The 26,513-nt window shown below is 68.8% G+C and carries 31 protein-coding genes and 1 pseudogene; 19 read left to right on the top strand and 13 right to left on the bottom strand.

Going from position 1 to position 26,513, the window contains the following annotated elements:
• Window positions 1-3 precede the first annotated feature (3 nt).
• The 4 genes from EV192_RS26600 to EV192_RS26585 are packed head-to-tail and all read right to left on the bottom strand — an operon-like array spanning window position 4 to window position 4,125.
• Window positions 4-822 carry a sugar phosphate isomerase/epimerase family protein gene (locus EV192_RS26600; protein ID WP_207926242.1) on the bottom strand — a complete coding sequence of 273 codons (819 nt, stop codon included), beginning with the start codon at window positions 820-822 and terminating at the stop codon, window positions 4-6.
• Window positions 819-1,937: a dihydrodipicolinate synthase family protein gene (locus EV192_RS26595; RefSeq protein WP_132120095.1), complete on the bottom strand. Its 1,119-nt coding sequence runs from the start codon at window positions 1,935-1,937 to the stop codon at window positions 819-821. Before EV192_RS26595 ends, EV192_RS26600 begins: the two co-directional genes overlap by 4 nt.
• Entirely contained in the window at window positions 1,934-3,082 is a 1,149-nt protein-coding gene (locus EV192_RS26590) for a Gfo/Idh/MocA family protein (RefSeq protein WP_132120093.1), read from the bottom strand. The genes EV192_RS26595 and EV192_RS26590 overlap by 4 nt, the downstream gene beginning before the upstream one ends.
• Window positions 3,079-4,125: a Gfo/Idh/MocA family protein gene (locus EV192_RS26585; protein ID WP_243727089.1), complete on the bottom strand. Its 1,047-nt coding sequence runs from the start codon at window positions 4,123-4,125 to the stop codon at window positions 3,079-3,081. The genes EV192_RS26590 and EV192_RS26585 overlap by 4 nt, the downstream gene beginning before the upstream one ends.
• 83 nt (window positions 4,126-4,208) lie before the next feature.
• On the opposite strand from EV192_RS26585, the gene EV192_RS26580 reads away from it, so the two are divergent.
• The 7 genes from EV192_RS26580 (at window position 4,209) to EV192_RS26550 (ending at window position 8,681) form a co-directional block, all read left to right on the top strand.
• Window positions 4,209-5,228: a LacI family DNA-binding transcriptional regulator gene (locus EV192_RS26580; protein WP_132120091.1), complete on the top strand. Its 1,020-nt coding sequence runs from the start codon at window positions 4,209-4,211 to the stop codon at window positions 5,226-5,228.
• A 108-nt stretch (window positions 5,229-5,336) separates the two neighbouring features.
• A complete protein-coding gene (bioD, locus tag EV192_RS26575) occupies window positions 5,337-6,056 on the top strand; it encodes a dethiobiotin synthase (protein WP_132120089.1) in 720 nt (239 codons plus the stop codon).
• A gap of 39 nt (window positions 6,057-6,095) precedes the next feature.
• Window positions 6,096-6,401 (top strand): hypothetical protein, encoded by a 306-nt coding sequence (locus EV192_RS26570; protein WP_132120087.1) that lies wholly within the window; start codon window positions 6,096-6,098, stop codon window positions 6,399-6,401.
• On the top strand, window positions 6,398-6,742 hold the full coding sequence (locus EV192_RS26565) for a type II toxin-antitoxin system PemK/MazF family toxin (protein ID WP_207926241.1): 345 nt from the start codon (window positions 6,398-6,400) through the stop codon (window positions 6,740-6,742). Before EV192_RS26570 ends, EV192_RS26565 begins: the two co-directional genes overlap by 4 nt.
• A gap of 85 nt (window positions 6,743-6,827) precedes the next feature.
• The gene (gene bioB / locus EV192_RS26560) at window positions 6,828-7,844 is read left to right on the top strand and encodes a biotin synthase BioB (protein WP_132120083.1); all 1,017 of its coding nucleotides are present in this window, start codon (window positions 6,828-6,830) and stop codon (window positions 7,842-7,844) included.
• Window positions 7,841-8,038, top strand: coding sequence for a biotin synthase auxiliary protein BsaP (gene bsaP / locus EV192_RS57690; RefSeq protein ID WP_132120081.1), 198 nt, complete (start codon window positions 7,841-7,843; stop codon window positions 8,036-8,038). Before bioB ends, bsaP begins: the two co-directional genes overlap by 4 nt.
• A gap of 37 nt (window positions 8,039-8,075) precedes the next feature.
• Window positions 8,076-8,681 carry a DUF2567 domain-containing protein gene (locus tag EV192_RS26550; protein ID WP_132120079.1) on the top strand — a complete coding sequence of 202 codons (606 nt, stop codon included), beginning with the start codon at window positions 8,076-8,078 and terminating at the stop codon, window positions 8,679-8,681.
• Here EV192_RS26550 and EV192_RS26545 read toward each other — a convergent pair.
• The 3 genes from EV192_RS26545 to EV192_RS26535 all read right to left on the bottom strand — a co-directional run bounded on the left by EV192_RS26545 (window position 8,673) and on the right by EV192_RS26535 (window position 11,000).
• Window positions 8,673-9,530 (bottom strand): WD40 repeat domain-containing protein, encoded by an 858-nt coding sequence (locus EV192_RS26545; protein ID WP_132120077.1) that lies wholly within the window; start codon window positions 9,528-9,530, stop codon window positions 8,673-8,675. The genes EV192_RS26550 and EV192_RS26545 overlap by 9 nt on opposite strands.
• Before the next feature lie 66 nt (window positions 9,531-9,596).
• Window positions 9,597-10,277, bottom strand: coding sequence for an LON peptidase substrate-binding domain-containing protein (locus EV192_RS26540; RefSeq protein WP_132120075.1), 681 nt, complete (start codon window positions 10,275-10,277; stop codon window positions 9,597-9,599).
• Between the two features lie 18 nt (window positions 10,278-10,295).
• Window positions 10,296-11,000: an NUDIX hydrolase gene (locus EV192_RS26535; RefSeq protein WP_132120073.1), complete on the bottom strand. Its 705-nt coding sequence runs from the start codon at window positions 10,998-11,000 to the stop codon at window positions 10,296-10,298.
• A 57-nt stretch (window positions 11,001-11,057) separates the two neighbouring features.
• Between EV192_RS26535 and nadA the strand changes: the two genes are divergently transcribed.
• The 12 genes from nadA (at window position 11,058) to priA (ending at window position 22,980) form a co-directional block, all read left to right on the top strand.
• The gene (gene nadA / locus EV192_RS26530; RefSeq protein ID WP_132120071.1) at window positions 11,058-12,056 is read left to right on the top strand and encodes a quinolinate synthase NadA; all 999 of its coding nucleotides are present in this window, start codon (window positions 11,058-11,060) and stop codon (window positions 12,054-12,056) included.
• Complete coding sequence (locus EV192_RS26525) at window positions 12,053-13,669, top strand: L-aspartate oxidase (RefSeq protein WP_132120069.1); 1,617 nt, start codon at window positions 12,053-12,055, stop codon at window positions 13,667-13,669. Before nadA ends, EV192_RS26525 begins: the two co-directional genes overlap by 4 nt.
• The gene (gene nadC, locus EV192_RS26520) at window positions 13,666-14,544 is read left to right on the top strand and encodes a carboxylating nicotinate-nucleotide diphosphorylase (RefSeq protein ID WP_132120067.1); all 879 of its coding nucleotides are present in this window, start codon (window positions 13,666-13,668) and stop codon (window positions 14,542-14,544) included. Before EV192_RS26525 ends, nadC begins: the two co-directional genes overlap by 4 nt.
• A 10-nt stretch (window positions 14,545-14,554) precedes the next feature.
• Window positions 14,555-16,162 (top strand): ABC transporter substrate-binding protein, encoded by a 1,608-nt coding sequence (locus EV192_RS26515; protein ID WP_132120065.1) that lies wholly within the window; start codon window positions 14,555-14,557, stop codon window positions 16,160-16,162.
• Between the two features lie 10 nt (window positions 16,163-16,172).
• Entirely contained in the window at window positions 16,173-17,309 is a 1,137-nt protein-coding gene (locus EV192_RS26510) for an aminotransferase class V-fold PLP-dependent enzyme (protein WP_132120063.1), read from the top strand.
• 66 nt (window positions 17,310-17,375) lie between these two features.
• On the top strand, window positions 17,376-18,701 hold the full coding sequence (gene hisD / locus EV192_RS26505) for a histidinol dehydrogenase (RefSeq protein WP_132120061.1): 1,326 nt from the start codon (window positions 17,376-17,378) through the stop codon (window positions 18,699-18,701).
• Window positions 18,698-19,783 (top strand): histidinol-phosphate transaminase, encoded by a 1,086-nt coding sequence (locus tag EV192_RS26500; protein ID WP_132120059.1) that lies wholly within the window; start codon window positions 18,698-18,700, stop codon window positions 19,781-19,783. Before hisD ends, EV192_RS26500 begins: the two co-directional genes overlap by 4 nt.
• Complete coding sequence (gene hisB / locus EV192_RS26495) at window positions 19,780-20,379, top strand: imidazoleglycerol-phosphate dehydratase HisB (protein ID WP_132120057.1); 600 nt, start codon at window positions 19,780-19,782, stop codon at window positions 20,377-20,379. Before EV192_RS26500 ends, hisB begins: the two co-directional genes overlap by 4 nt.
• Entirely contained in the window at window positions 20,379-20,534 is a 156-nt protein-coding gene (locus EV192_RS54050; RefSeq protein WP_165960621.1) for a hypothetical protein, read from the top strand. Before hisB ends, EV192_RS54050 begins: the two co-directional genes overlap by 1 nt.
• Before the next feature lie 34 nt (window positions 20,535-20,568).
• Window positions 20,569-21,015, top strand: a complete 447-nt coding sequence (locus tag EV192_RS26490) for an SRPBCC family protein (RefSeq protein WP_132120055.1) — start codon at window positions 20,569-20,571, stop codon at window positions 21,013-21,015.
• Window positions 21,016-21,408: 393 nt separating this feature from the next.
• On the top strand, window positions 21,409-22,038 hold the full coding sequence (gene hisH, locus EV192_RS26485; RefSeq protein WP_132120053.1) for an imidazole glycerol phosphate synthase subunit HisH: 630 nt from the start codon (window positions 21,409-21,411) through the stop codon (window positions 22,036-22,038).
• A 210-nt stretch (window positions 22,039-22,248) separates the two neighbouring features.
• Window positions 22,249-22,980, top strand: a complete 732-nt coding sequence (priA, locus tag EV192_RS26480; protein WP_132120051.1) for a bifunctional 1-(5-phosphoribosyl)-5-((5-phosphoribosylamino)methylideneamino)imidazole-4-carboxamide isomerase/phosphoribosylanthranilate isomerase PriA — start codon at window positions 22,249-22,251, stop codon at window positions 22,978-22,980.
• A 488-nt stretch (window positions 22,981-23,468) separates the two neighbouring features.
• Here priA and EV192_RS26475 read toward each other — a convergent pair whose 3' ends face one another.
• From EV192_RS26475 to EV192_RS26450, 6 genes and pseudogenes are all read right to left on the bottom strand, one after another.
• On the bottom strand, window positions 23,469-23,708 hold the full coding sequence (locus EV192_RS26475; RefSeq protein WP_132120049.1) for a hypothetical protein: 240 nt from the start codon (window positions 23,706-23,708) through the stop codon (window positions 23,469-23,471).
• Window positions 23,705-23,955 (bottom strand): annotated as a pseudogene (locus tag EV192_RS56030) (IS256 family transposase); the annotation flags it as partial. The pseudogene EV192_RS56030 and the gene EV192_RS26475, both read right to left, overlap by 4 nt.
• 101 nt (window positions 23,956-24,056) lie before the next feature.
• Complete coding sequence (locus EV192_RS26465) at window positions 24,057-24,806, bottom strand: Clp protease N-terminal domain-containing protein (protein ID WP_132120047.1); 750 nt, start codon at window positions 24,804-24,806, stop codon at window positions 24,057-24,059.
• A gap of 32 nt (window positions 24,807-24,838) precedes the next feature.
• The gene (locus EV192_RS26460; RefSeq protein WP_165960620.1) at window positions 24,839-25,225 is read right to left on the bottom strand and encodes a PPOX class F420-dependent oxidoreductase; all 387 of its coding nucleotides are present in this window, start codon (window positions 25,223-25,225) and stop codon (window positions 24,839-24,841) included.
• A gap of 1 nt (window position 25,226) precedes the next feature.
• A complete protein-coding gene (locus EV192_RS56025) occupies window positions 25,227-25,772 on the bottom strand; it encodes an MOSC domain-containing protein (RefSeq protein WP_165960619.1) in 546 nt (181 codons plus the stop codon).
• A 14-nt stretch (window positions 25,773-25,786) separates the two neighbouring features.
• A complete protein-coding gene (locus EV192_RS26450; RefSeq protein WP_132120045.1) occupies window positions 25,787-26,512 on the bottom strand; it encodes an ABC transporter permease in 726 nt (241 codons plus the stop codon).
• Window position 26,513: the final 1 nt, after the last annotated feature.

The following is a 26,513-nucleotide window of genomic DNA, read 5'->3' as shown; positions in this document are numbered from 1 at the left end:
CAGTCATGCTGATCTGTCGTCCGGCAGGACGTGGTCCTGGAACGTTCGGACCACGCGGGTGAGCACGGTCTGACCTGGTGCGTTCCAGATCGTCTGGTTGAAGATCTCCACTTCGATCGGGCCCTCGTAACCGGTGGCGTCGACGGCTTCGCGCAGGCGGCGGAGTTCGATGCAGCCGTCGCCCATCATTCCGCGGCCCAGCAGGACACCCTCGGGCAGCGGGGTGATCCAGTCGCACACCTGGAAGATCGAGATCCGGTCGCCGGCCCGTTCGATGGCCCGGTACACGTTCGGGTCCCACCAGATGTGGTACGTGTCCACGCACACGCCCACCTGCGAGGCCGGGAACCGCGAGGCCATGTCGACTGCTTGGTCCAATGTGGATACTACCGACCGGTCGGCGCAGAACATCGGGTGCAGTGGCTCGATCGACAGCTGTACCCCGTGGTCCTGGGCGTAGGGCGCCAGTTCCGCGATCGAGTCGACGACGTGTTGTCTGGCGCCGTCGATGTCACGGCTGCCCGGTGCCATTCCGCCGCACACCAGGATGAGGATCCCGGTGCCGAGGGTGGCGGCTTCTTCGATGGCGCGGCGGTTGTCGTTGATGGCGTCCGGGTCGGCGAAGAAACCGCCGCGGCACAACGAGGTCACGGTCAGGCCCGCGTCGCGGACGAGCTTTGCCGTACGGTCCAGGCCGTACTCGGCGACCGGCGCGCGCCAGAGGCCGATGCCGGCGACGCCGGCCGAGACGCAGCCGGCGACCGCCTGGGGAACTGTCCATTGGGTGGTTGTCGCCTGGTTCAGGCTCAGCCTGGGGATCACGTCGACACCGCCAGGAACGCGCGCATCCGGTGTTCGGCCAGGTCCGGGTCGGGCAGCAGGCCGGCTTTGTCGGCGAGCCGGAACACCTCGACCAGGTGCGGCACGGTTCGGGCGTTCTCCAGGCCACCGACCATCTTGAAGTGCGACTGGTGGCCGGCCAGCCACGCCAGGAACACGATCCCGGTCTTGTAGTAGTAGGTCGGCGTCGAGAAGATGTGCCGGGACAACGCGACTGTGGGCGTGAGGATCGAGTTGTAGGTCGCGGTGTCGCCGGAGTCCAACGCGCGCACGGCGGCCGCTGCGGCAGGGGCGATGGCGTCGAAGATGCCCAGCAACGCGTCGCTGTATCCGTCGGAGTCGCCGAGGATCAACGACGGATAGTTGAAGTCGTCACCGGTGTAGCAACGGACGCCTGCCGGCAGGCGCCGCCGGAGCGCCACCTCGCGGTCCGCGTCCAGCAAGGAGATCTTCACGCCGTCCACCGACGAGCTGTTGTCCTTGATGATCTCCAGGAACGTGTCCGTGGCGGTGTCCAGGTCCGGCGAACCCCAGTACCCGGCGAGGGCCGGGTCGAACATCGGCCCGAGCCAGTGCAGGATCACCGGTTTCGTGGCCTGCGCCAGCAACGACCCGTACACCCGGTGGTAGTCGTCCGGTCCGGCCGCCGACGCCGCCAAAGCCCGGGAGGCCATCAGGATCACTTGACCGCCGGTGTCCTCCACGAACCCCACTTGCCGCTCGTACGCCGCCAGCACGTCCGAGACCTTGTGGGACACACCGTCGAGTTGGTCCGTGCCGGCGCCGCAGGCGAACGGTCCCGCTGCCTCCGTTCCGGTCCGGCGGATCAGCTCCTGAGTCGCCTGCCAGTCCAGGCCCATTCCGCGTTGCGCGGTGTCCATCGCTTCGGCGACGGCAAGGCCGTGCCGCCACAGGTGCTGCCGGAACGCCATGGTGGCCGGCCAGTCCACCGCCGCCGGCCGGCCAGGGGTGTTGTCGCCCAGTGGGTCGGCGACCACGTGCGCGGCGGCGAAGAGAACACGGCTCCGCGGCGGTTCACCCGGCGGGTAGCCGCCGGAGGACGTCACCGTGTACGGGCCGTCAGGCAGCTCGATCACGGCAGCTCCAACTCAGGGACCGCCAGCCGGCGTCCTTCGCGCGAGGACCGCAGGCCCAACTCGGCCAGCTGCACACCGCGCGCGCCTGCCAGGAGATCCCACTGCCACGGCGTGTCCAGCACGACGTGCTTGAGGAACAGCTCCCACTGGGTCTTGAAACCGTTGTCGAACTCGGCGTTGTCCGGCACTTCCTGCCACTGTGACCGGAAGTCGTGCGGCGCGGGCATGTCCGGGTTCCACACAGGCATCGGGGTGGCGGACCGATGCTGTGCGCGACACCGCCGCAGCCCCGCGACCGCGCTGCCTTCCGTGCCGTCCACCTGGAACTCGACGAGCTCGTCCCGGAACACGCGGGTCGTCCAGGACGAGTTGATCTGGGCGACGATCCCGCCCGCCAGCTCGAAGATCCCGTACGCCGCGTCGTCGGCGGTGGCGTCGTACCACTCGCCCTGCTCGTCCACCCGGCGCGGGATGTGCGTGGCCGCGAGCGCCTGCACGGACGTCGGCCGGCCGAAGATGTGGTCGAGCACGTACTGCCAGTGGCAGAACATGTCCAACACGATCCCGCCGTCGTCCTCGGCCCGGTAGTTCCACGACGGCCGGTTGATCGGCTGCCAGTCGCCCTCGAACACCCAGTAGCCGAACTCGCCCCGCACGGACAGGATCCGGCCGAAGAAACCGCCGTCCACCAAGCGTTTCAGCTTCAGCAGGCCAGGCAGGAAGATCTTGTCCTGCACCACGCCGTGCTTCACCCCGGCCTCGGTCGCCAGCCGGGCCAGTTCGAGCGCGGTGGCCAGGTCCGGCGCGGTCGGCTTCTCGCAGTAGATGTGCTTGCCGGCCGCGATCGCCTGGCGCACGGTCTTGTCCCGTTCGCCGGTGACCAGCGAGTCGAAGTAGACGTCGACGGCCGGGTCGGCGAGGGCCTCGCTCAGGTCGGTCGTCCACGGCAGGCCGTACTCGTCGGCGATCGCCTTCACCTTGTGCTCGTTACGGCCGACGAGGACAGGTTCCGGCCAGATCACCCGGCCGTCACCGATCGGGATGCCGCCCTGCTCACGGATGGCCAGCACCGACCGGACCAGGTGCTGCCGCAGGCCCATCCGCCCGGTGACACCGTTCATCACGACGCCCACAGTTTCCTTCATGTCCTCCCCTTCCACACGATCCCCTGTTCGGTGAACAGCACTAGCTCGTTCGCGGACCGCCGGACCGCTTCGTCCACACCGGACACCACCCGGCGGGTGCCGTCCGGCTCGGCCACCTCGCGCCAGTAACGGGGATCGATCGGCGTCGGGTCGGGTGCGTCCCGGATCGCCTCGATGACGCTGGTGAAGCACCGCGTCGTCGCGAGTGGACAGAGCGGGTCGCCGCCGGCGGCGAGGTTCGCCAGCTGGTCCACCCGGTCGAACCGCTCGCCGTCCAGCACGTCCTGCTCGTAACGCAGATCGGCCGTGCCGCGCGGGCCATGCGCCTGGATCGCGGCAGGCGTGTTCGTCTCCGCGCACAGGGTTCCGGCGACGACCACGGTCGGCGCGTCCGGGAAAGTCACCCGTACGCACGAGGTGTCGTCCGCCTCGATGTCGTTGGCACGGAACAGTTCCAGCTCGATCTTCGGCGCGGCCCGCTCAGCCACCCCGGCAATCCACAACGCGTTCATCAGAGCGTGCGCGAAGGGGTTGCTCAGCGCGCCGTCCACCACGGGAACGCCGTCCAACGACCGTTTCCCGGCCCATCTCGCCCGGCCGTAGTAGGCCGAAGTCCGTTGCCACGCACCGAACGCGCCGATGCCACGGGTGCCGTTCCCGACCAGTGTCCTGGCCTGGCGTACGGCCCCCGAACCCATCGCCTGGAACCCCACTTCGACAGGCAGACCGGCCTTGTCGGCCACGGCCTGCAATCGGTCCAGGTCGGCCAATGACGTCACCGGCGGCTTCTCCAGCAGCACGGCCGAACCGGCCCGCAACACCGTCTCCGCGATGGCCGCGTGCGTGTGGATGGGGGTCGCGACGACCGTGATGTCCGGGGCGCACTCGGCGAGCATGGTGTTGAGGTCCTGGTACACCGGCGCCGGCGCGTCCACCGGCCGCACGTCACAGATCCCGACCAGCCGCAGGTCCAGCCGGGCGATATTGGCCAGATGCCAACGGCCGTAGCCGACCGCACCGACCACCGCCACCCGACCCGGCACGGGAACTCCTCGTTGTAGAAAGCGCTTACTATCAGCGTAAGCTAGGCAGCCGTCGGGCAAGGTGTCAATAGGGAGGTGGCGGGATGGCGGCGACTCTGGCCGACGTCGCGGCCCGCGCGGGCGTGTCCACCGCGACCGTGTCCCGGGTGCTCAACGGCAACTACCCGGTGTCCGCGGTGACCAGGGAACGTGTGCACCGCGCACTAGGCGAGCTGGAGTACGTGGTCAACGGACCGGCGCGGGCGCTGGCCGCGGCGACGTCCGAGGTCATCGGCGTGATCGTGAACGACGTGTCTGACCCGTTCTTCTCCATCCAGGCCAGCGGCACCCAGTGGGAGGCGGCGAGCGCGGACCTGCTCGCGGTGATCTGCAACACGGCCGGCTCCCCGTCGGACGAGCTGAAGTACATCAGCATGCTGCTGCGCCAACGGGTCCGCGGCATGGTGCTGACCGGCGGCAGCCGGGAGGAGCCCGAACACGTGCGGGCCATCGCGAAACTCCTCGGCCAGGCCCTGTCCGCCGGCACCAGGGTGGTGATGTGCGGCCGGCCGGCCCCGCCCGGAGTGGATGTCCCGTGCGTGACGTTCGACAACGAAGGCGGCGCGCGCACGCTCACCCGGCACGTGCTTTCCGTGGGGCACACCCGGATCGGCTACATCGCGGGACCGCCTGGCAACACCACCACGACGGCCCGTCTCGCCGGCCACCGCCAGGCCGTCCAGGAGCAGGGTTTGGACGACACCGTGGTGCTGCACGGTGATTTCTCCCGGGCGTCCGGTTTCGACGCCGCCCTTGAGCTGCTGCGCACGTCACCCGACCTGACCGCGATCGTCGCCGGAAACGACCTGATGGCGCTCGGTGTGATCGCGGCCCTGCGGCAGCGCGGTGTCCGTGTGCCCGAGGACATCTCGGTCGCCGGTTTCGACGACCTGCCGGCAGCTGTGGACGTCGTCCCGGCGCTCACCACCGTCCGGCTGCCGTTGGACCAGGGCGCCCGCCGGGCCGGCCGGATCGCGAGCGGCACCGAGGCCGTCACATCCTTGTCACGGCTATGGATGCCGGCCGAACTGATGGTCCGGGAGTCTGTCTCCGCGCCCGCGTGACCACAGCGGGTAAGCGCTTTCTGCCCGCAGGTGGATTCCGGTGAGTCCGGCCAGCGTGTCCAACCCCGGCGTGTCGAGGCTTCGGCCACGGCCGTAGTCTGGTTCGACGTGACCGTGATCGTGATCACCGGTACGGGTACCGGTGTCGGAAAGACGATCGTGACCTCGGCGATCGCCGCACTGGCCGGAGCGTCCGGCCGCAAGGTGGCGGTGGTGAAGGCGGCCCAGGCGGGCCTCGAGCCGGACGGCACCGGCGACCTGGACACCGTTCGTCGTCTGGCCGGCGACGTGACCACCCGCGAGATGGTCCGCTACCTCGAACCGCTGGCCCCCGCCACGGCCGCGCGCCGCAGCGGCATCCCGACCGTCACCCCCGCCCAGATCGCCGGCACGGCGGTCGACCTGTCCGAGACCCACGACCTCGTCCTGATCGAGGGCGCGGGCGGCCTGCTGGTCCGGTTCGACGACACCGGCGCCACCCTCGCCGACGTGGCCTGGGCCCTGGGTGTCCCGGTGGTGATCGTCGCCCAGGCCGGCCTCGGCACCCTCAACGCGACCGCGCTGACCGCCGAGGTCCTGCTGCGGCGCGGCATCGAGTCGGTCGGCGTCATCGTCGGCAGTTGGCCGGCCGACCCCGACCTGGCGGCCAGGTGCAACCTGGAAGACCTCCCGGTCGCCGCGGGCGGGCCACTGCTGGGCGCGCTGCCCGAAGGCGCCGGTGGCCTGGACGGAGCGGAGTTCCTGGAGATCGCGCGGGCCGGCCTGTCGCCGTGGTTCGGCGGCGACTTCGACCCCGAGCAGTTCGCCAAGGCGTACAACATCGGTTGAGACAAGCGGTGTCACACGATATGTGCTACCTTCAGTGGCATGACAAGTGCCAAGGTTCATCGCGAGAACGTGCCGGTGACCGAGGAAGAGCAGTCCATCCTCGCTTTACTGCTGAAGGACTCCGTTGAGAGGCGTGTGCTCACGGATCTCGTGGGTGACTTTGGAACTTCGCGTGCGGCGGCTGCGCACGCGGTGCTGTCAGTGGGCATCGACGTTGTGCGGGCAGGCGTACAGGAAGCCCTGTATGTGGAATTCGCCGAGTCGTACCCGGACCACGAGGCCGAGCGGCGTGAGGTGGCAAGGACGCGCCGTGAGCGTGACGCAGATCGATGGAGTGGCGAGTGACTCGAAGCCATGCCGGTCCACCGAAGGTGATCACCCGAGGACGGGTCTACGGTGCGGTGTTGTCGGAGCGACTGGGGGAGAAGTACTACCTCGCCGTGTCCAGCAACCCGCGCAACAGGGTCCTGTCGTCCTTCTTGGCCATCCCGTTGACCACGACGCTGAAATCACGGTTGGACACCATCGTCCATCTGGACCATCGTGACGGCCCCTGGTGCGGGTCCGCGCTTGCCGACGACATCACCGAGGTTTTTCGAGATGAGGTGACCCGTGAGTTGGGGGCCTTGCCCCTGGCAACGATGCGGCGGGTGGATGACGCGCTACGGGCGGCGCTGGCGTTGTGAGCCGGCGTGATCCACGTCCCGCTCGCGGCCGGGTGTCTTGAGGCAGACTCACCGGTCGGGAACCGCGTTCTTTTCGGGAGGAACATTGACCGCCGCAGCCGAGCGAACCGACGTCCTGACCACCGCCCGTGAGCAAGTGCTTGAGCGCGGCGAGGGACTGTCGGAGCAGCAGATCGTCGACGTGCTCAGGCTCGGCGACGACCGGCTCGACGAGCTGCTGCAGCTCGCCCACGAGGTCCGGATGCGCTGGTGCGGCCCGGAGGTCGAGGTGGAGGGCATCGTCAGCCTGAAGACCGGCGGCTGCCCGGAGGACTGCCACTTCTGTTCCCAGTCCGGCCGGTTCCCGACCCCGGTGCGCAGTGCCTGGCTGGACATTCCCGGCCTGGTGAAGGCGGCCCGGCAGACCAAGGCGACCGGGGCGACGGAGTTCTGCGTCGTGGCCGCGGTCCGTGGCCCGGACAAGCGGCTGCTGGACCAGGTGCGGGCGGGTATCCAGGCGATCCGGGACGACGGCAACGACATCCAGATCGCGTGCTCGCTGGGGATGCTCACCCAGGAGCAGGTGGACGAGCTGGTCGACATGGGCTGCCACCGGTACAACCACAACCTGGAGACCGCCCGGTCGCACTTCCCGAACGTGGTGACCACGCACGCCTGGGAGGAGCGCTGGGAGACGCTGCAGATGGTCCGCGCGGCCGGCATGGAGGTGTGCAGCGGCGGGATCATCGGCATGGGGGAGAGCGTCGAGCAACGCGCCGAGTTCGCCGTGCAGCTCGCCGAGCTGGAGCCGGACGAGGTGCCGATGAACTTCCTGATCCCCAATCCGGGCACGCCGTACGAGAACTACCCGGTCGTCGAGGGCGCCGAGGCGCTCAGGACCGTGGCCGCGTTCCGGTTGGCCATGCCGCGCACCATGCTGCGGTTCGCCGGCGGACGCGAGCTGACCCTCGGCGACCTGGGCGCCGAGCAGGGCATGCTCGGCGGGATCAACGCGATCATCGTCGGCAACTACCTGACCAACCTGGGCCGTCCGGCCAGCCAGGACCTGGCGATGTTGGCCGAGCTGAGGATGCCGATCAAAGCGCTCAACGAGACGCTGTGACGTACTGCGCCTGGTGCGGGAAACCCACCGCTGAGGGTGACCACGAGTTGTGCGAACGGCGGCTCGGGTTCATCGACCCGCCGCGGTTCTGTCCGGAATGCGCACGTCGGATGGTTGTGCAGGTGACGCCGGGCGGGTGGAGCGCCACATGCAGCCGGCACGGCGAGTCCACCTCAGCCGCGAGCAAGGGATAGGCTCTTCTGCCTGGACACCCACAAGTGGAGGTTTGGCGTGGCGGAGCCGCCGGTGGAGGCGCAGCGGACAGACACGCCGGTGGAGGTTCCGCAGTACGCGCCCTACCCGTTCCGGCTGCCGCCGGTGCCGCGGCCGAAGGTGCGGGTCAAGGCCGACATCCTGCCGGCGGTCAGCGTGTTCTCGCTGGTGTCGCTGGTGGGGATCCCGGTCGGGTGGCTGTGGTCGCGGCTCGCGCCGGGCCAGCTCAAGGTGGTCGCGCAGAACGGGGTGCTGATCCCGTTGACCGAGGAGAGCTACCACCGGTTCGACGCCATCGCGATCTTCGTCGCGCTCGGCCTGGGTGCCGGTCTCCTGGTCGGTGTGGCCGTGTGGTTCATGCGGGAGCGCCGGGGACCGGTCGTCATGATCGGGGCGGTGCTCGGTTCGTTGGGCGCCGCGTTCCTGGCGTTGATGCTGACCGGGATGTTCACTGGGTGGATCTTCTCGTCGCCGACCGCGACGAAGCTCGGTGACGTCGTGTCGCTCGCGCCGAAACTGGAGTCGGTGTGGGCGGTGATGGCCCAGCCGTTGGCGACCGCGCTGGCGTACGGCGTGCTGGCCGCCTGGAACGGCATGGACGACCTGGGCCGCCGCCTAGGGTAGGGAACGCACTTCCAGCCGGTCCTCGGACGTCGCCACGAGCACGTGCTGGTCGCCGTCCACGAACCGGGCGGACCACGCGATGTCCCCGACCCGGACCTCGGTGTACTCGAAGGTCGAGGCGTCCCATACCCGGAACGTGCCGTCCTGGCTGCTGGTCAGGATCCGGGACTCGTCCGCGGACACCGAGATCGAGGTGATCTCGCCGTCGTGCTCCGGTGACCAGCGCAGCACCGCGCCGGCCTCGTGGTCGATCACGGCGAAACTGTCGGACTCGAACGTCCACAGTGACCGGCCGTCGGCCAGGAACACCGGGGTGACGTACCCGAAGTCCTCGGCGTCGACCTCGAAGGACCGGATCGGCGCGCCGTCCGCGGCGGTGCGCACCTCCATCACGCCTGGCGTCCACGCGACTACCGTGTCGCCGTGCAGGCCGGCGATTGAGTACTGCCCCTTGAGTGACCACCGCGGTCGCGCGGAGCCGATGTCCCACAGGTGCAACGACTCCGACCCCGCGGACACGACGTGGTCCGCGGACACCACGAAATACCCGGTGGGCGCGTCGAGTTCCGGCTGATACGCCGTTATCACCTCGCCGGACGCGAGATCCAGTTCGAGGACACGGCCGTCGTACTCGTCGCCGTCCGACAGGCACCCGGCGAACACGTGCTCGCCCATGATCGCCAGCCGGTAGATCCCGCCGGCCAGGTCGGTCCCGATCCGGCCGAGCCGTTCACCTTGCCGCCGGCTCCACACCGAGATCACGTTCCCGCCGGCCGACACGAACCGGTCGCCGTCGGGGTGCAGCGCGAGCCCGTTCCCCGCGTCGCCGCGGTATGTCTCCAAGATCACAGGCGGAGGCTATCGACGCGCGGTCCGACTGGCCCGGCCCTGCCCGAGGGACGGCCCGAAGAGGAGTCAGTTCAGGTTCATCGGGGCCGCGAACGCCGAAGCCGGTGCCGGCACCGCGTGCAGCGCGGAGATGATGCCGGCCTCGCGGGTGAGGAACCGGTGGACCATGCGCAGCCGGTGCAACGGGCGTATCTCGGTCAGCAGGTGCTGCCTGTCCTCAATCGGGAGCAGGCAGTCCGCGGCCAGCAGGTGTGCGAGGTTCTCCAGCGTGGTCTCCGGGCCTGGCTCGGTCCAGTCACCGCGCTCCCACGCCGCCTCGCAGTATCGGCGGTACGCGCGGCGTGCGGACTCGGCCAGCGCGGGGACCCGGTCAAGGGCGGCCGACGGGATCTGCGCGTCCGGCACCCACTCGACGGTGCCCAGCAGATAGGGCGCGCTGGTGGCGTCCAGGTCCAGCAGCCGGAAGCGACGCTCTCCCGTGGTGACGATGTCGTAGCGACCGTCGGGCAGACGCGTCGCGTGGCGTAACACCGCGGTGCAGCCGATGGCCTGCAGCTGGTCGACCTTGTCGACCTCGGTCAGGGCGGGCGCCTTGACCGCGAGCACGCCGAAGCGCTTGTCCGGCACCGAGCCGGTGACCAGGTCGACGGTCAGCTGGCGGTAGCGCGGTTCGAAGATGTGCAGCGGCAGGTTGGCTCCCGGCAGCAACACCGTCTGCAGCGGAAACAGCGGCAGCGATTCGGGCACGTGTCCACGCTACGACCATCACGACGGTTTCGCAGCGGGCGGGCGGAAGACAGCGAACGGATCGGTCACCTGCATGCTCGGCTCGGTGAACCGGAACAGCGCCGCGGGCCGGCCGCCCGCGCGGCCTGGCCGGGTCGTGTCGCCGGTGGGTTCGAGCAGGCCACGCCGGGAAAGCACGCGTTGCAGGTTGGTCGCGGACACCCGGTAGCCCAGCGCCGCCGAGTACAGCTCACGCAGCGCGGACACCGTGAACCTCGGCGGGGCCAGCGCGAACCCGATGTTCGTGTACGACAACTTCGCCCGCAAACGGTTGCGCGCCCGCAGCACGATCGCCTCGTGGTCGAACGCGGTCAGCGGAAGGTCATCGACGGGGTGCCAGCGGGTGTCGGACGGCAGCTCGGGGTCGTTGTCGGACGGCACGAGACCGAGGAACGCGGAGGCGACCAAGCGGGGACCGGGCACGCGGTTGGGCGCCGAGAACACGGCCAGCTGTTCGACGTGCGCGAGCTGGCGGACGTCGACCTTCTCCTTGAGCTGGCGGCGGATCGAGTGCTCCACGTCCTCGTCCAGGCGCAGCCGCCCACCCGGCAGTGACCATCGGTGCGCGTGCGGCTCCATGGCGCGTTCCCACAGCAGGACCTGGAGTGATCCCGCTCTCACCTGGAGCACGGCCGCCAGGACTTCGTGGCCGAGCGGTGGGGCGTCGGTGGTAGTATCGACCATGTTTTCGATCCTAAGGCGAAAACCTCCGGAACGGAAACCTCGATCTAGGAGGACCGAATGACCGCACTGCTGGAGCCCTATTCCGGGGTGGAGCCGGACGCGGCATGGCGGGACGAAGTACGGCGCCTGGTGGACCAGCGTGACGCCGTCCTGCTCGCGCACAACTACCAGCTGCCGGCGATCCAGGACATCGCCGACGTCACCGGCGACTCGCTGGCGCTGTCCCGGATCGCGGCGGAGAGCGACAAGTCCACGATCGTCTTCTGCGGCGTGCACTTCATGGCGGAGACGGCCAAGATCCTGTCGCCGGACAAGACCGTGCTGATCCCGGACGCCCGCGCCGGCTGTTCGCTCGCCGACTCCATCACCGGCGCCGACCTGCGCGCCTGGAAGGCCGAACACCCTGGGGCCGTCGTTGTGTCCTATGTGAACACAACGGCCGAGGTGAAGGCGGAGACGGACATCTGCTGCACGTCGTCCAACGCGGTCGACGTGGTCGCCTCGATTCCCGAGGACCGCGAGGTGCTGTTCTGCCCGGACCAGTTCCTCGGCGCGCACGTCAAGCGGATCACCGGCCGGCGGAACATGCACATCTGGGCCGGTGAGTGCCATGTGCACGCCGGCATCAACGGCGCCGAGCTGGCCGAGCGGGCCGCGGCCAACCCGGACGCGGACCTGTTCGTGCACCCGGAATGCGGCTGCGCGACGTCGGCGCTCTACCTGGCCGGCGAGGGGATTGTGCCGTCGGACAAGGTGAAGATCCTGTCCACCGGCGACATGGTCACCCAGGCCCGCTCGACCCGGGCCACCTCGGTGCTGGTGGCGACCGAGGTCGGCATGCTGCACCAGCTGCGCAAAGCCGCGCCGGAGATCGACTTCCAGGCGGTGAACGACCGCGCGTCCTGCAAGTACATGAAGATGATCACGCCGGCCGCGCTGCTGCGGAGCCTGCGACTGGTCAAGGACGAGGTGCACGTCGACGCCCAGACGGCCGAGCGGGCGCGGGCCTCGGTGCGCCGGATGATCGAGGTCGGCAAGCCAGGCGGTGGCGAGTGAACTGGGAGGCCAGGGCGGACCTGATCGTCGCCGGCACCGGGGTGGCCGGGCTGACCGCCGCCCTGGAAGCCCGTGCGCTGGGGTTACGTGTCCTGGTGATCACCAAGGCCGCGGCCAGTTCGGGCAACACCCGCTGGGCACAGGGCGGCGTCGCCGTCGTGCTGCCCAACGAGCACGACGAAGGCGACACAGTATCCGCGCACGTCCAGGACACTTTGGTGGCCGGAGTCGGCTTGTGCGAGCAGGACGCCGTCGAGGCGATCCTCGCGGGCGGCGCGATGGCCGTGACGCGGTTGCGCAAGCTGGGTGCGGTGTTCGACCCGGGGACGGACGGAAAGCTCGCCAGGACAAGGGAAGGCGGACACAGCGCGTTCCGGGTCGTGCACGCGGGCGGTGACGCCACCGGCGCCGAGGTGGAGCGGGCGCTGCTGGCCGCCACGCAGGACGGGCGCGTTCCGTTGCTGGAAAACCACATCGCGGTCGACACTATCCGAACGCCTGCCGGCGCCGTGGTGGGTCTGCAGGTGCTGGACCCGAACGGCGTGCCTGGCGTGGTGAGTGCCCCGGCGGTGCTGCTGGCCACTGGCGGCGTCGGCCAGCTGTATCAGGCGACATCGAACCCCGAGGTCGCGACCGCCGACGGCCTGGCGTTGGCGTTGCGTGCCGGCGCGCCCGCCGCGGACGTCGAGTTCGTGCAGTTCCATCCGACTGTGCTGTACACGGGGCCGGGTGCGCGTGGCCGATGCCCGCTGGTCACCGAGGCTGTGCGCGGTGAGGGCGCGGTGCTTGTCGACGCGACGGGTTGCCGTGTGATGCAAGGGGTGCACCCGCTCGAAGACCTCGCGCCCCGGGACGTGGTGGCGGCGGCGATCGCCCGCCGGATGGCCGAACAGCCCGGCGGCGTGGACGACCACGTCTTCCTGGACGCCACGCACCTGGCCGCGGACGTGTTCCGGCGCCGGTTCCCGACGGTGTTCGCCGCGTGCGAGTCGGTCGGCGTCGACCCGACGACCGAGCCGATCCCGGTCGCCCCGGCGGCCCACTTCGCCTGCGGCGGTGTGGTGTCCACTGTGGATGGCCGGACCGGGGTGCCCGGCCTGTACGCGGCCGGCGAGGTCGCCCGGACCGGCCTGCACGGGGCCAACCGGTTGGCCTCCAACAGCTTGCTTGAGGGTCTCGTCGTCGGCGCGCGGGCCGCGCAGGCCGTCGCGGCGGATCTCGCCGCGGGGATGCTGGGGGATCCGCGTGCCGGGGTGCGCGGCATCCTGCCGTCGGCTCCGGTCGCGGACCGGGACATGCTGCAGCGCGTGATGAGCCGGTACGCGGGGATCGGCCGGGACGCCGAAGGTCTCGCCCTGGTCGGCTCGGTGCTGGACGTGTCCACAGTGGATACGGTGCTGAAGACCCGGGAACGGGTGGAGGACGCCGCGCTGACCCTGGTCGCCCGCGCCCTGATCGCGGCGGCGGCGGCCAGGACCGAAAGCCGCGGCTGCCATGTGCGTACCGACTGGCCGGAGGTCAGGACGTCCTGGCAACGCAGTCTCGCCGTCCGGCTCAACCCGTCCGGCCAGCCCGTCCTGGCCGCGGACACTCTGCTGAGGAGTGCGGCATGATCGATATCGCTGACATGACAGCTGTTGTGGAACGCGCGTTGGAAGAAGATCTCCGGTACGGCCCCGACGTGACGACCGAGGCCACGGTCCCGGCGGACGCGGTCGGCATCGCCGAGATCACGCCCCGTAAACCCGGTGTGCTGGCCGGTGGACCGGTGGCGCTCGCGGTCTTCGACCGTGTACTCGACGACTTCGCCGTCATCCGGCAGGCTCCCGACGGCAGTCGCCTCGTCCCCGGCGAGCCCGCGCTGATCGTGCGCGGCTCGTTGCGCGGCCTGCTCACGGCCGAACGCACGGTCCTGAACCTGCTGTGCCACCTGTCCGGCGTCGCCACCGCGACCGCCGCGTGGGTCGACGCGATCGCAGGAACTGGCTGTGCCGTGCGTGATACGCGCAAGACGCTGCCCGGACTGCGGTTGTTGGAGAAGTACGCCGTGACGCAGGGCGGTGGCGTCAACCACCGGCTGGGCCTCGGTGACGCTGTTCTCATCAAGGACAACCACGTCATGGCCGCCGGTTCCATCACCAACGCGCTGGCCGCCGCGCGGGCCCGTGCGCCGCATCTGCCGTGTGAGGTGGAGGTGGACAGCCTGGAGCAACTGGACGAGGCCCTCGCGCTACGCGCGGAACTGGTCCTGCTGGACAACTTCACCCCGCAACAGTGCGCGGAAGCCGTGCGCCGCAGCCGGGCCGCCGGCGGGATCACCCAGCTGGAGTCGTCCGGCGGGCTGACCCTGGATGTGGCCAGGGCATACGCCGAAACCGGGGTGGACTACGTGTCGGTCGGCGCCTTGACGCACTCCGCGCCCGCACTCGACCTCGGGATGGATCTTGTTTCAGCCAATTCCCAGGCGAGGGCGGGCTCATCCGGATAGGGTCTCGGATGTGTCCCGTCCCCGATTCAACCTGCGCTGTGCGCTGCTGATCGTCGCGCTGGCACCGGTTGTCGGCTGCACCGCGGCACCCACCCCGACCGCGTCCGGCGGCACGGACAGCACCGCGCTGGTACTGGCCGTGCCGAACGAGCCCACGTCGGTCAACCCGCTCGCGGGCTACGGCGAGGACGGCGCGGCGAAGCTGTACGACGGCCTGCTCGAACACCAAGCGGATCTGAGCCTCGCCCCCACGCTCGCTACGGACCTGCCGACACCGTCGGCGGACGGCAAGTCGTGGAGCGTGCCACTGCGCGGCGACGTGAAGTTCGCGGACGGGAGCGCGTTCGACGCCCAGGACGTGATCGCCACGTACAAGGCGTTGCTGGACCCGGCGTACCAATCGCCGTTGCGGGACCGCTACAGCATGATCACCAACGTCACCGAGGTCCCGACCACCACACCCTCAGCCACCACCGCACCGCCCACCAGCAGCCGGCCGCCGACCAGCGCGACCACCCCGCCGAAGGGCTCGGTCGTGCGGTTCGACCTGGCCCAGCCGTACGCGCCCTTCCCGGACCTGCTGGTACTCGGCATCCTGCCGAGCGAGGCGTTCGCGCAGCCGGCGCCGGTGAACCAGCCGGGCGCGCAGGCACCGGTCGGCACCGGCCCGTACCAGCTGCAGGAGTGGAAGCACGGCGAGAGCATGACGTTACGTGCCAACACGTCCTACTTCGGCGGCGCGCCAACAGTGGCGCGCGTGACCATCCAGTTCGTCCCGGACGACGAGACCCGGGCCAGGCTGATCCGGGACGGCAAGCTCGACAGTGCCGTGCTGCCGCCCGCGTTGGCCAAGACGTTCGACAAGGCCGACGCGTTCGCCGTTCTGCCGCAGCACAGCGCCGGTGTCGAGGCCGTCTTCATGCCCGCTGGCAACCCGGTCACCGCGGACCCGACGATCCGGTTGGCGCTGAACTACGCGATGAACCGGCAGAACATGGTCGACGGCCCGCTGGCCGGCCGCGGCACGCCGGCGTCCACGCCGGTCTCGCCGGTGCTGGCCGAGTTCTTCGAGCCGTCCGCGAAGTTCGCGTACGACGTGAAGACCGCCAAGGCCCTGCTGGACGCGGGCGGCTGGGTCGCCGGCTCGAACGGCATCCGGATGAAGGGCCCCACGCAGGCCCAGTTCACCATCGCCTACCCGGCCGGCGACACCGTGGCCCGTGACCTGGCCACCGCGTTCGCCGCGGACGCGGACGCGGTCGGCGTCCAGGTGCTGACCAAGATCGGCGCCCCCGCGCCCACGGACGCGACCGTGCGAACCGTCGGCGAACCGTTCGACCCGGACCTGGCGCTGTACCCGCTGCTGCACGGCGACCCGAAGCTCGCCGTCCCGCTGGACGCGGCCCGTGCGACCACCGACCCGGCGCAGCGCGCGGTCGCGTACCGGCAGTTGCAGCGGACGTACATCGAAGGCCCGACGATGGTCGTCCTCGCCGGTGTCGACCACACGTACCTGCTGCGCCGCAACTGGACCGGGTACCAGCCGGTCGTGGACGGCGCCGGCCAGGACGCCACCTGGGGTCCCTGGTGGAACCTGCAACAGTGGAAACCCAGGTAGTTTCTGAACTGTGATCGATCTCGACGCGGTACGCGCGGACACCCCTGGTTGCCGAGACCTGATCTTCCTGGACAACGCGGGCTCGTCCCTGCCGCCCACCCCGGTTCTCCACGAAATCCAGGACCACCTGCGTCGGGAGGCCGAGATCGGCGGCTACCGGGCCGCCGCGGAACGCGCGGACGACCTGCGCGCGGGCTATGACGTGCTCGCCTCCCTGCTGGCCTGTTCCCCGGACGAGGTCGCGTTCACCGACAGCGCCAGCCGCTCCTGGCTGGCGGCGTTGGACAGCCTGCGACTGGAACCCGGCGACCGGGCGCTGGTGACCGAGGTGGAGTACCACAGCAACGCGCTCGCCCTGCTGAACCTGGGGGTCCAGATCGAGCCGATCCCGTCGGACGCCACCGGCGCGGTGGACGTGACCGCGTTACGCGACATGCTGGACTCACGCGTCAAGCTCGTGTCGTTGGTGCATGTGCCCACGAACGGCGGCCTCGTCAACCCGGTCCATGAGGTCGCCGAGGCGGCTCGTTCAGTGGGTGCCGTGGTCGTGTTGGACGCCTGCCAGTCACTCGGTCAACTGCCCGTCTCGCTGGAGTCCGTCCACGCGGTCACCGCGTCCGGCCGCAAATGGCTGCGTGGGCCGCGCGGGACAGGCGTGCTCGCGGTCCGAGGGCTCTCGCCGCGACTGATCGACGGCCGCGCGGCCCTCTGGGAGTCGGCCGACCGGTTCACCGTCGCGAACAACGCCAAGGCGTTCGAACTGTGGGAATACAGCGTCGCCGACCGTCTCGGCTTCATCGCCGCGGCCCGGTACGCGCTGTCGCTGGGAATCGCGGAAATCGCCGCCGAGGTGTCCGCGCGTGCCTCGATGACCCGGACGTTGCTTTCCGAGATCCCCGGTGTGTCCGTGTGCGACCTCGGCGCCGAGCAGTGCGGAATAGTCAGTTTCTCGGTGGCCGGTCACGAGGCCGAGGAGGTCCGTGACTTTCTGTGGGACAACGGGGTGGCGGTGTCGGTCACCTACGATTCGTCCACTTTGTTCGACATGACCCGGCGCGGCCTGAAGAAACTGGTCCGCGCGTCGCCGCACTATTTCGTGTCACCCGACCAGATCGCCAGGTTCGCCGAGGTTCTGGCCACCTTGTGAGCCGTTTCGCGGGCCGGCGGGCCAGGCATCGACATGCTTCTCGGCGCGGACCCTTACCCTTGAGCCATGCTCAGCCGTATCGACCTGCGTGGACGTGTCCCGTCGCCCGCCGAGCTGCGGGCCGCCCTGCCCCGGGCGGAAATGGACGTGGACGCGGTGCTCGACCGCGTCCGTCCGGTGGTCGACGCGGTCCGTCATCGCGGGGTCGAGGCCGTGCTGGCGTACACCGAGCAGTTCGACCAGGTCCGGCCCGCTTCGGTGCGTGTGCCGGCGGCGTCGTTGGCCGAGGCTGAGGCGTCGTTGGACCCAGCGGTCCGGGAGGCGCTGCTGGAGTCCATCAAACGGGCTCGGGTGGTGCACGCCGACCAGCGCCGTGCGGACACCACGACGACGGTCGTGGACGGTGGCACGGTGACCGAACGCTGGGTTCCGGTGCGTCGTGTGGGCTTGTACGCGCCGGGTGGCCTCGCGGTGTATCCGTCGAGCGTCGTCATGAACGTCGTTCCCGCGCAGACCGCGGGTGTCGAGTCGCTCGTCGTGTGTTCGCCGCCGCAGAAGGACTACAACGGCCTGCCGCACCCGACTGTGCTCGCCGCGTGCGCACTGTTGGGCGTCGAAGAGGTGTGGGCCGTGGGCGGCGCGCAGGCCGTCGCGTTGCTGGCGTACGGCGGGACGGACACCGACGGTGCTGTGCTGGAGTCGGTCGACATGGTCACCGGCCCGGGGAACATCTACTTGACAGCGGCGAAACGCCTGCTCAGGGGGCTGATCGGGATCGACTCGGAGGCCGGCCCGACCGAGATCGCGATCCTCGCGGACGGCTCGGCCGACCCGGTGCACGTGGCCGCGGACCTGATCAGCCAGGCCGAACACGACACCTTGGCGGCGAGCGTCCTCGTCACCACGTCACCGGAGCTGGCGGACGCGGTGGACGTCGAGCTGAGTCGCCAGGTGAACGCGACCAAGCACAACGAGCGGGTGCTGACCGCGTTGACAGGCAAGCAGTCCGGCTGCGTCCTGGTGTCCACTGTGGACGACGGGTTGACAGTCGTCGACGCGTACGCCGCCGAGCACCTGGAGATCCAGACCGCTTCGGCGCGTTCGGTGGCCGCGCGGGTGCGGAATGCCGGCGCGGTGTTCGTCGGCGCTCATTCGCCTGTGTCCCTTGGGGATTACTGTGCGGGTTCGAACCATGTGCTGCCGACGGGCGGCTGTGCCCGACATTCGTCGGGCCTCTCGGTGCAGACGTTCCTGAAGGGCATCCACGTGGTGGACTACTCGAAGGACGCGCTCCGGGAGGTCGCGAGCAAGGTGATCGCGCTCGCGAACGCCGAGGACCTGCCCGCGCACGGCCAGGCTGTGGCCGCCCGATTCCAGGACGAAACCCCGTGAAAGACGTCAAGCTCGCAGACCTGCCGCTCCGCGACGACCTGCGCGGCCGCACACCGTACGGCGCGCCGCAACTGGACGTGGCAGTCCGGCTGAACACCAACGAGAACCCGTATCCGCCACCGCCCGCACTCGTCGACGACGTGACCCGGTCGATCGCTGTCGTGGCCCGTGACCTGCACCGCTACCCGGACCGGGACGCGGTGGACCTCCGTGCGGATCTTGCGGCGTACATCTCCCAGAGCGCAGGATTTTCGGTCAGCGGCGCGGATGTATGGGCCGCCAACGGTTCGAACGAGATCCTGCAGGAAATCCTGCAGGCGTTCGGCGGGCCCGGCCGGGTCGCGTTGGGGTTCGAACCGTCCTACTCGATGCACCCGATCATCGCGGCCGGCACCCGCACGGAGTGGGCGCCCACGCCGCGTCGCCCGGACTTCTCCCTGGACGTCGACCAGGCCATGGCGATCCTGCGGGACCGACAGCCGGACCTGACGTTCGTGACCAGCCCCAACAACCCGACCGGCCAGTCCGTGCCCCTGGACGACCTGCGCGAGCTCGTGTCCGGGGCGCCCGGCATGGTCGTCGTGGACGAGGCGTACGCGGAGTTCTCCAGCCGCCCCAGCGCGGTGTCCCTACTGGACGAGTACGCGGACAAGCTGATCGTGACCCGCACGATGAGCAAAGCCTTCGCCTTCGCCGGCGGCCGGCTCGGCTACCTGATCGCGGCCCCTGCGGTGGTCGACGCCCTGCAACTCGTGCGCTTGCCCTATCACCTGTCGGTCCTCACCCAGGCCGCCGCGCGAGCCGCCCTGCGGCACGCGGACGCGACCCTCGCCTCGGTAGCGCAACTCGTCGCCGAGCGCGAACGTGTGGTGGCCGCGCTTGCCGGCATGGGCTTCACAGTGGTGCCGAGCGACGCCAACTTCGTCCTGTTCGGACCGTTCTCGCCGGACGCCTGGCAGGCCTACCTGGACCGCGGGGTGCTGATCCGGGACGTGGGCATCAAGGGGCACCTGCGCGTGACGATCGGGGCACCGGACGAGAACGACGCCTTCCTGGCGGCCAGTAAGGAGATCATCGGGTGAATCGGATCGGCAAGGTCGAGCGGACCACGAAGGAGTCGTCCGTCCGGGTCGAGATCGACCTGGACGGCACCGGCAAACTCGACGTCGGCACCGGAGTGCCGTTCTACGACCACATGCTCACCGCGTTCGGCGCGCACGGCTCGTTCGACCTGGTCGCCCGCGCCACCGGCGACATCGAGATCGACGCCCACCACACCGTGGAGGACACCGCGATCGTCCTCGGCCAGGCCATCCGCGAAGCCCTCGGCACCAAAGCCGGCATCCGCCGCTTCGGCGACGCCTGGATCCCCATGGACGAGACACTCGCCCACGCCGCCGTGGACGTCTCCGGCCGCCCCTACTGCGTCCACGTCGGCGAACCGCCGCAGTTCGACACGTTCACGATCGGCGGGAACTACCCGTTCGTGCTGAACCGGCACGTGTTCGACTCACTGGCCTTCCACGCCGGGATCGCGCTGCACATCCGGGTGATCCACGGCCGGGACCCACATCACATCACCGAAGCCCAGTTCAAAGCGGTGGCCAGGGCCCTGCGGGCGGCGGTGGAACCGGACCCGCGGGCCAGCGGCGTCCCCTCCACGAAGGGTGTCCTGTAGTGCCCAAGGAAGTCGCCGTCATCGGCCTGATCGTGGTCGCCGGATTCCTCGCCGGCGGGGTGTACGCGGCCTGGAAGACAGCGAAGGTGTTCGCACTCCTGCTCGGCCTCCTGGCGGCGTTGGCCCTCGGCGGGGCGGTCGCCTGGATGCTCTAATAGGCGGGCCAGGGGCGGACCGGAAGGAGCGGGCATGACCGGCCAGTTCGAAGCCACCGTGGAAATCGATCGCCCAGTCGAGGAAGTCTTCGTCTACCTGTCCGAAGGCACGAACGACCCCGACTTCAGCCCCCGAGTGCTGACCATCGAGAAAACCCCGGACGGCCCCACCCAAGTAGGAACGGTCTTCACCAGCACGGTAAAAGACGCCGGAATGAAGACAAACCGAGAAATCCGAATCACCGAACTGGAACCGAACCAAAAAATCCGCTGGTCGGAAACCTCCAAGAACATCGTCACCTCCCGCGAAGGCGGCTACGACCTGGAATCCGCGGGAGAAGGAAAGACCCGCCTGAGAATCTTCAACGCCCTGGAAGGCCACGGAATCGGCAAACTGCTGGTAGGCATAGCCCTCAGCCAAGCAAAGAAAGACGCCCCAGCCTTCGCCCAACGAATCAAAACCGCAGTCGAATCATCCTGACCCACCCACCCACCCACCCACCCACCCAATCCGCCGCCTCACCCAACTCAACCCAACTCAACCAGCCCAACTCAACCAGCCCAACCCAACGCCCCGCCCGACCCCATTCCGTCGCTGCACCCGTCATTTCCGACCGCCGTCATTCCGACCGCCGTAACCCCGGCCGGCCGTAACCCCAGCCGGCCGTCAGTTGATGGCACGGTTAGCTGGTGGCGTTGTTCGCTGGTGCACTGTCCGGTTGGTCCGTCGATCCGCACTCCCGTCGTTCCACGCCGCGACAGGCGTCCCCTTCGAGGGGGACCCCCGATTTCAACGTTAGCGGAGGGCACCGACAATTTCGGGGCTCCGAATCCGGTGCGGGGGCTGACGGGGCTTGCCCAGTAGACTCAGGGCGTGCGAGTTGTCGTGTTGGACTATGGGTCGGGGAACCTTCGCTCCGCCGAACGCGCCCTCAAGCGTGTTGGCGCGGACGTCGAGGTGACGGCTGACCATCGTGCGGCGCTCGACGCGGACGGTTTGGTGGTGCCAGGTGTGGGTGCGTTCGCCGCGTGCATGGCTCAGTTGAAAGCCGTGCGGGGTGAACGGATCATCGGCACGCGCCTTGCTGGTGGGCGGCCGGTGCTGGGGATCTGTGTGGGGATGCAGATCCTGTTCAGCCGGGGTATCGAGCACGGTGCCGAGACCGACGGTTGTGACGAGTGGCCTGGCACGGTCGAACGGCTCGAAGCGGACGTGGTGCCGCACATGGGATGGAACACTGTCCGGATCCCTGATGGCACGACGTTGTTCGACGGACTGCCCACGGACTCGCGGTTCTACTTCGTCCACTCGTACGGTGTCCGCAAGTGGGAGCTCGAACCCGACGAAACGCTCGCGGCACCCCTGGTGACCTGGGCGAACCACGGCTGTGACTTCGTCGCAGCGGTGGAGAACGGTGCCCTGTCCGCGACCCAGTTCCACCCGGAGAAGTCCGGGGACGCGGGCGCGCACGTCCTGGACAACTGGTTGAACTCCCTGCGATGAACCCGCGTGGTCACAACGACCCGCGGCCAACGTCGGCCGTGACTGTCCGTATGCCGGGCCAACACTCCATTGTGTTCAGTTGGGAGACAGCGCACATCGTCGGAATTCTTCCTAGGCAGTGGACAGCGCGAATATCCTCACCCAAGTTCCTGGAACGCTTAGCTGGTCTGGCTGCCCTCGCCGCCGCGGTCGGCACGTAGAGTGTCCGCCGTGACGTTCACGCTCCTTCCCGCAGTTGATGTTGTCGACGGCCGGGCTGTCCGGCTGGTCCAGGGCGAAGCCGGCACCGAGACCGGATATGGCGACCCGATCGAGGCCGCCCGCGCGTGGCAGCGGGACGGCGCCGAGTGGATCCACGTGGTCGACTTGGACGCCGCGTTCGGCCGGGGCACCAACCGCGAACTGCTGGCCCGCCTGGTCGGCGAACTGGACATCCAGGTCGAACTGTCCGGCGGCATCCGCGACGACACCTCCTTGAAAGCCGCCCTCGGCACCGGCTGCGCTCGTGTCAACCTGGGCACTGCCGCTCTGGAGAACCCGACCTGGTGCGCCGAGGCCATCAGTGAATACGGCGAGAAGATCGCCGTCGGCCTCGACGTGCGCATCACCGAAGCTGGCCACCGTCTCGCCACCCGCGGCTGGACCGAGGACGGCGGCGACCTCTGGGACGTCCTCGACCGCCTTGACCGGGACGGCTGCGCCCGCTACGTGGTCACCGACGTCAGCAAGGACGGCACCCTCCGCGGCCCCAACATCGACCTGCTGAGCGAAGTCTGCGCCCGGACCGACGCCCCCGTCATCGCCTCCGGCGGCGTGTCCAGTGTGGACGACCTGCGCACCCTCGCCACGCTGGTCCCCGACGGCCTGGAAGGCGCGATCATCGGAAAGGCCTTGTACGCGGGAGCATTCACCCTGCCCGACGCTCTCGCCGCCACCCGCTGACACCCACTACCATCACCGAGGCCCCGAGTCCGAGCCGCGCGCGCCCGAGCCAGCTGCCAGGCTCCGGGGCTTGCCCTCAGCCAGGCCGAGGCAACCGTGACCGAGCTACCCAAGCCATCGAGGGGCAAACGCCGCAGCGGCCCACCCGACAGCGAAACACGGGTGAGGTGCGGGCCCAGCACATTCCATCCAACCGCCTCCATTCGCAACCACGACTCCGGACGCCAGGATCGGCCTGCTCAGGCAGATGCCCAGGCGGGGTGTGGCTCGTGTGGTCCAGTCGCGGGAGATAGCAAACAACCTGTGGATGATTGTTTGTTCTCCTCGGCCTGGGTGGCTATTTCGGATCGCTGGTTCGTCACGGGTAACGAAACTGTTCGGGATGTAGGTCCCACGCTTCGAGGATGGCGACCAGTTCCGATTCACCGGCGGCGGTCGCGGACTTGATCAGGACTGCTCCGATGTTGTGGTCGAGGCCGTCGAGCCGGTCACCGTCGTAGTCCCAGTACTGCAGTGTGAAGGTGCGGGCGTAGTCGGCTCGTATCCCAGCCCTGGCTGCGGGCTTCGACGTCCGCAGGGGTGATGAGCGGGGTGATGTCGACGAAAGCCCGCCGGCCGGGTCGAGAGGCTCGTATCTCAGTGACCAGTCGCTGACCGAGCCGCAACGCGGTCAACGTGTCGGTGGGCCATTCCCGGGTGCCGCCGGTCGGGTGAGCTGGCGTGCTCACGAGGCCACCGCCGCTCCCCGCTCGACGAGTCGGCCATTGTCGAAGCGGGCGTCGACGCGGACGAGCGCGACGAGGTGTGATGCGTTCACCGCGCGCCAGCGGGCTTGCGTGCCGTCGATGAGTCGAACGCCATCGCCAGCTCGGCCACGCGGGATCCCGGGCCTTGGGTGACCTTGGTGCGTGCCGGTTGAGTGGCGAACGTCGACTCGATCAGGTTGGTTCTGCGCAAGCGAACCCAATGCTCAGCCACGTGGCACAAGTCGTCATCCGCGACGTCGAAGCTCCTCCTCCAATCCTCCGGACAGTGCCGGATAAAGGTTGGTCGATGTTTCGGCATGTGCCCGTTGCTCACGCTGAAGACTCTTGCTTTTCTGCGGGTTCCCTTTCCGGTGAGTGCTTGGCGATGTGCACCGAGATCTCCGCCTCGACGCGCGGAGTGGTGATGTCGAGCGCGGCCAGGGCGTCAGGGCCGGCCACGTTGGTGCCTAAGGCGAGTAACCCCAACAGGATGTGTTCTGTGCCGACATGGTTGTGCCCCAATCTGAGGGCTTCGCGGACCGTCAGTTCCAGGACCTTCTTGGACGCGCCGGAGAAGGGGATGTGTTCGCCCGGGGGGTTCTCGGCGGGCGGGCCGAGCTTGGCCGTGACAGCGGCGCGGACCGCTTCGGGTGATGCCCCGAGCGTGGCCATTGCCTTGGCGGCCAAGGCTTCCGGCTGGTGCAACAGCCCGAGGAGGATGTGGCCGGGTTCGATGGTCGCTTGTCCGCCGGTACGCGCCTCGCCCTGCGCTGCCACTGTGGCCTCGCGAGCGTAGTTGGTGAACCGGGCGAACTGGGAGAGATCCAGCTGTTCTGGGGCGTTCGAGGTGAACCTCTTCTGGGCGGCCTGCTTGGTCACCCCCATGTTCTGGCCGATCTCGGTCCAGGAGGCGCCCGAGTGCCGCGCGCGGTCGACGAAATGGCCGATCAGGTGGTCGGCCAGCTCGTTCATGTGCTGGGCCAGATGGACGGCGTCACTGAGCTTCTTCAATGGGTCGCCGTTCGGATGGAGACCGTCTATCACGTCGATCAGGTCGCCGAGGCGTGGTGTGTTCCGCATGCCGTCAACTCTAGGTTGACTCAGCGCTGCCGTCAACCTAGAGTTGACGTCACAGCGAAGCAGACTGTGCCTTCCCGGCCACGTCGCAACCTGCTACCCCAGAAAGTGAGACGAGCGATGAATCCGTACTTCCGAGCCAGCAACCTGTGGATGCGCCCCGCGTCCGTCGCGTCGAGCAACTCCGCCTTGGCTTTCACGACCGCGCCTGTGGACATGCCCCGGATGTCGCATGCCGCGAGTTCGACGGAGTTGTCCCTGCGGAGGCGTTTGACCTTGCCGGTCGACCGTCCGCTCGAGAACACGAGGGACTCGCCGTCCCGGCAGACCCAGACGGGTGTGCCGACCGGCGTACCGTCCCGGCGAAAGGTGGTGACCAGCACGTACTTTCCGTCGGCCAGCCTGGCCAGCTCGGTGTCCACTCTAGACCGGCTCCAATGGCGTGTGCGGCTCGGGCGGGACCACGACCGTGATCGGGTCGCCGGGTCGTACTTCGCCACCGGCCACCACGATCGACATGATCCCTGCTTTACGGACCAGTCTGCCCGCCGCGTCGCGATCAAGCACGGCTTTCTGCAGGCCGCGCTGGAAACCGTCCAACTGGAGACAAGGGTTGCGCAGGCCAGTGACCTCGACGACGGCCAGCGCGCCCAAGTGCAGCCGGGTGCCCGCCGGCAGTGCGAGCAGGTCGATCCCGCTGGTGGTCACGTTTTCGCCGATGTCACCCGGCCCGACCGCGAACCCCTTGTCGCGCAACTCGTCGTGCAGCTCTTGGTGGACAAGGTGCACCTGGCGCAGATTGGGCTGACTTGGGTCGCGGGCCATCCTTGACCGATGCTTCACCGTCGCACCCTGGTGGGCGTCGCCCTCCACCCCGAGGCCCGCGACCAGCGTGATACTGGCCTCGTTCGGCTTGCTGAACGTGTACTCATTGCTGCGGCTCACGGCCGTCACTACCCCAGTCGTCACTGTTAACAGAATAGTCACGGTGTGCGGCGACGCAAAGTCATCGCGCCAAGGACCAGTGCAAGCAGCGCGCAGCAGGCGATGATCACAAGGTTCCGGAGCAACGTGCCAGTGAATTCGTCGGACGCGGTCACGTGCAGCAACGCGTCCACCGCGTAGGACAACGGCATCACATCTGACAACCAGTTCAGCAACTGTGCCATCGAACCCCGTGGCACGAACAGACCGCACAGGAGGACCTGAGGCAACACGAACACAGGCATGAACTGCACGGCCTGGAACTCCGTTCGGGCGAACGCGCTCACGAACAGCCCGATCGCCATTCCCAACAGCGCGTCCAGCACGGTGATGACCAGAAGAATCCATAGTGGACCTACGAGGTCCAGCCCCAGCCACCAGACCGAGACGAACGTGGCGATGATGACCTGAGCGGTCGCGACGACGCCGAACGCGAGCGCATAGCCGAACAGAAGATCTAGCTTGCCGATCGGTGTGGTCATCAGGCGCTCGAGCGTGCCACTCGTGCGCTCTCGGAGCGTGGTGATGGACGTGATCATGAACATGATGACGAACGGGAACACGCCGAGCATGGCAGGCGCCGCGTGGCTGAAGGCACGTTCGTCGTTGAACACAAACCGAAGCAATGCCATCAACAGCGTGGGAAGGAGGAGCAACATGGCAATGGTTCGGGGATCGTGCCGCAACTGCGCCAACAGTCGGCGCGCGGTGGCCAAGGCATTCATC

The sequence above is a fragment of the Actinocrispum wychmicini genome, from assembly GCF_004345645.1.
Lineage (GTDB): Bacteria > Actinomycetota > Actinomycetes > Mycobacteriales > Pseudonocardiaceae > Kibdelosporangium > Kibdelosporangium wychmicini.
This window is presented reverse-complemented; position numbering and strand designations above follow the sequence as displayed.

Excerpts from the sequence above, each read along its gene's own strand:
- EV192_RS26580 (WP_132120091.1), top strand. The coding sequence starts at position 4,209 with ATGGCGGCGACTCTGGCCGACGTCGCGGCCCGCGCGGGCGTGTCCACC.
- hisD (WP_132120061.1), top strand. The coding sequence starts at position 17,376 with ATGCTCAGCCGTATCGACCTGCGTGGACGTGTCCCGTCGCCCGCCGAG.
- EV192_RS26465 (WP_132120047.1), bottom strand. The coding sequence starts at position 24,806 with ATGCGGAACACACCACGCCTCGGCGACCTGATCGACGTGATAGACGGT.
- nadA (WP_132120071.1), top strand. The coding sequence starts at position 11,058 with ATGACCGCACTGCTGGAGCCCTATTCCGGGGTGGAGCCGGACGCGGCA.
- EV192_RS26570 (WP_132120087.1), top strand. The coding sequence starts at position 6,096 with ATGACAAGTGCCAAGGTTCATCGCGAGAACGTGCCGGTGACCGAGGAA.
- EV192_RS26450 (WP_132120045.1), bottom strand. The coding sequence starts at position 26,512 with ATGAATGCCTTGGCCACCGCGCGCCGACTGTTGGCGCAGTTGCGGCAC.
- EV192_RS26535 (WP_132120073.1), bottom strand. The coding sequence starts at position 11,000 with ATGGTCGATACTACCACCGACGCCCCACCGCTCGGCCACGAAGTCCTG.
- nadC (WP_132120067.1), top strand. The coding sequence starts at position 13,666 with ATGATCGATATCGCTGACATGACAGCTGTTGTGGAACGCGCGTTGGAA.
- EV192_RS26490 (WP_132120055.1), top strand. The coding sequence starts at position 20,569 with ATGACCGGCCAGTTCGAAGCCACCGTGGAAATCGATCGCCCAGTCGAG.
- EV192_RS26590 (WP_132120093.1), bottom strand. The coding sequence starts at position 3,082 with ATGAAGGAAACTGTGGGCGTCGTGATGAACGGTGTCACCGGGCGGATG.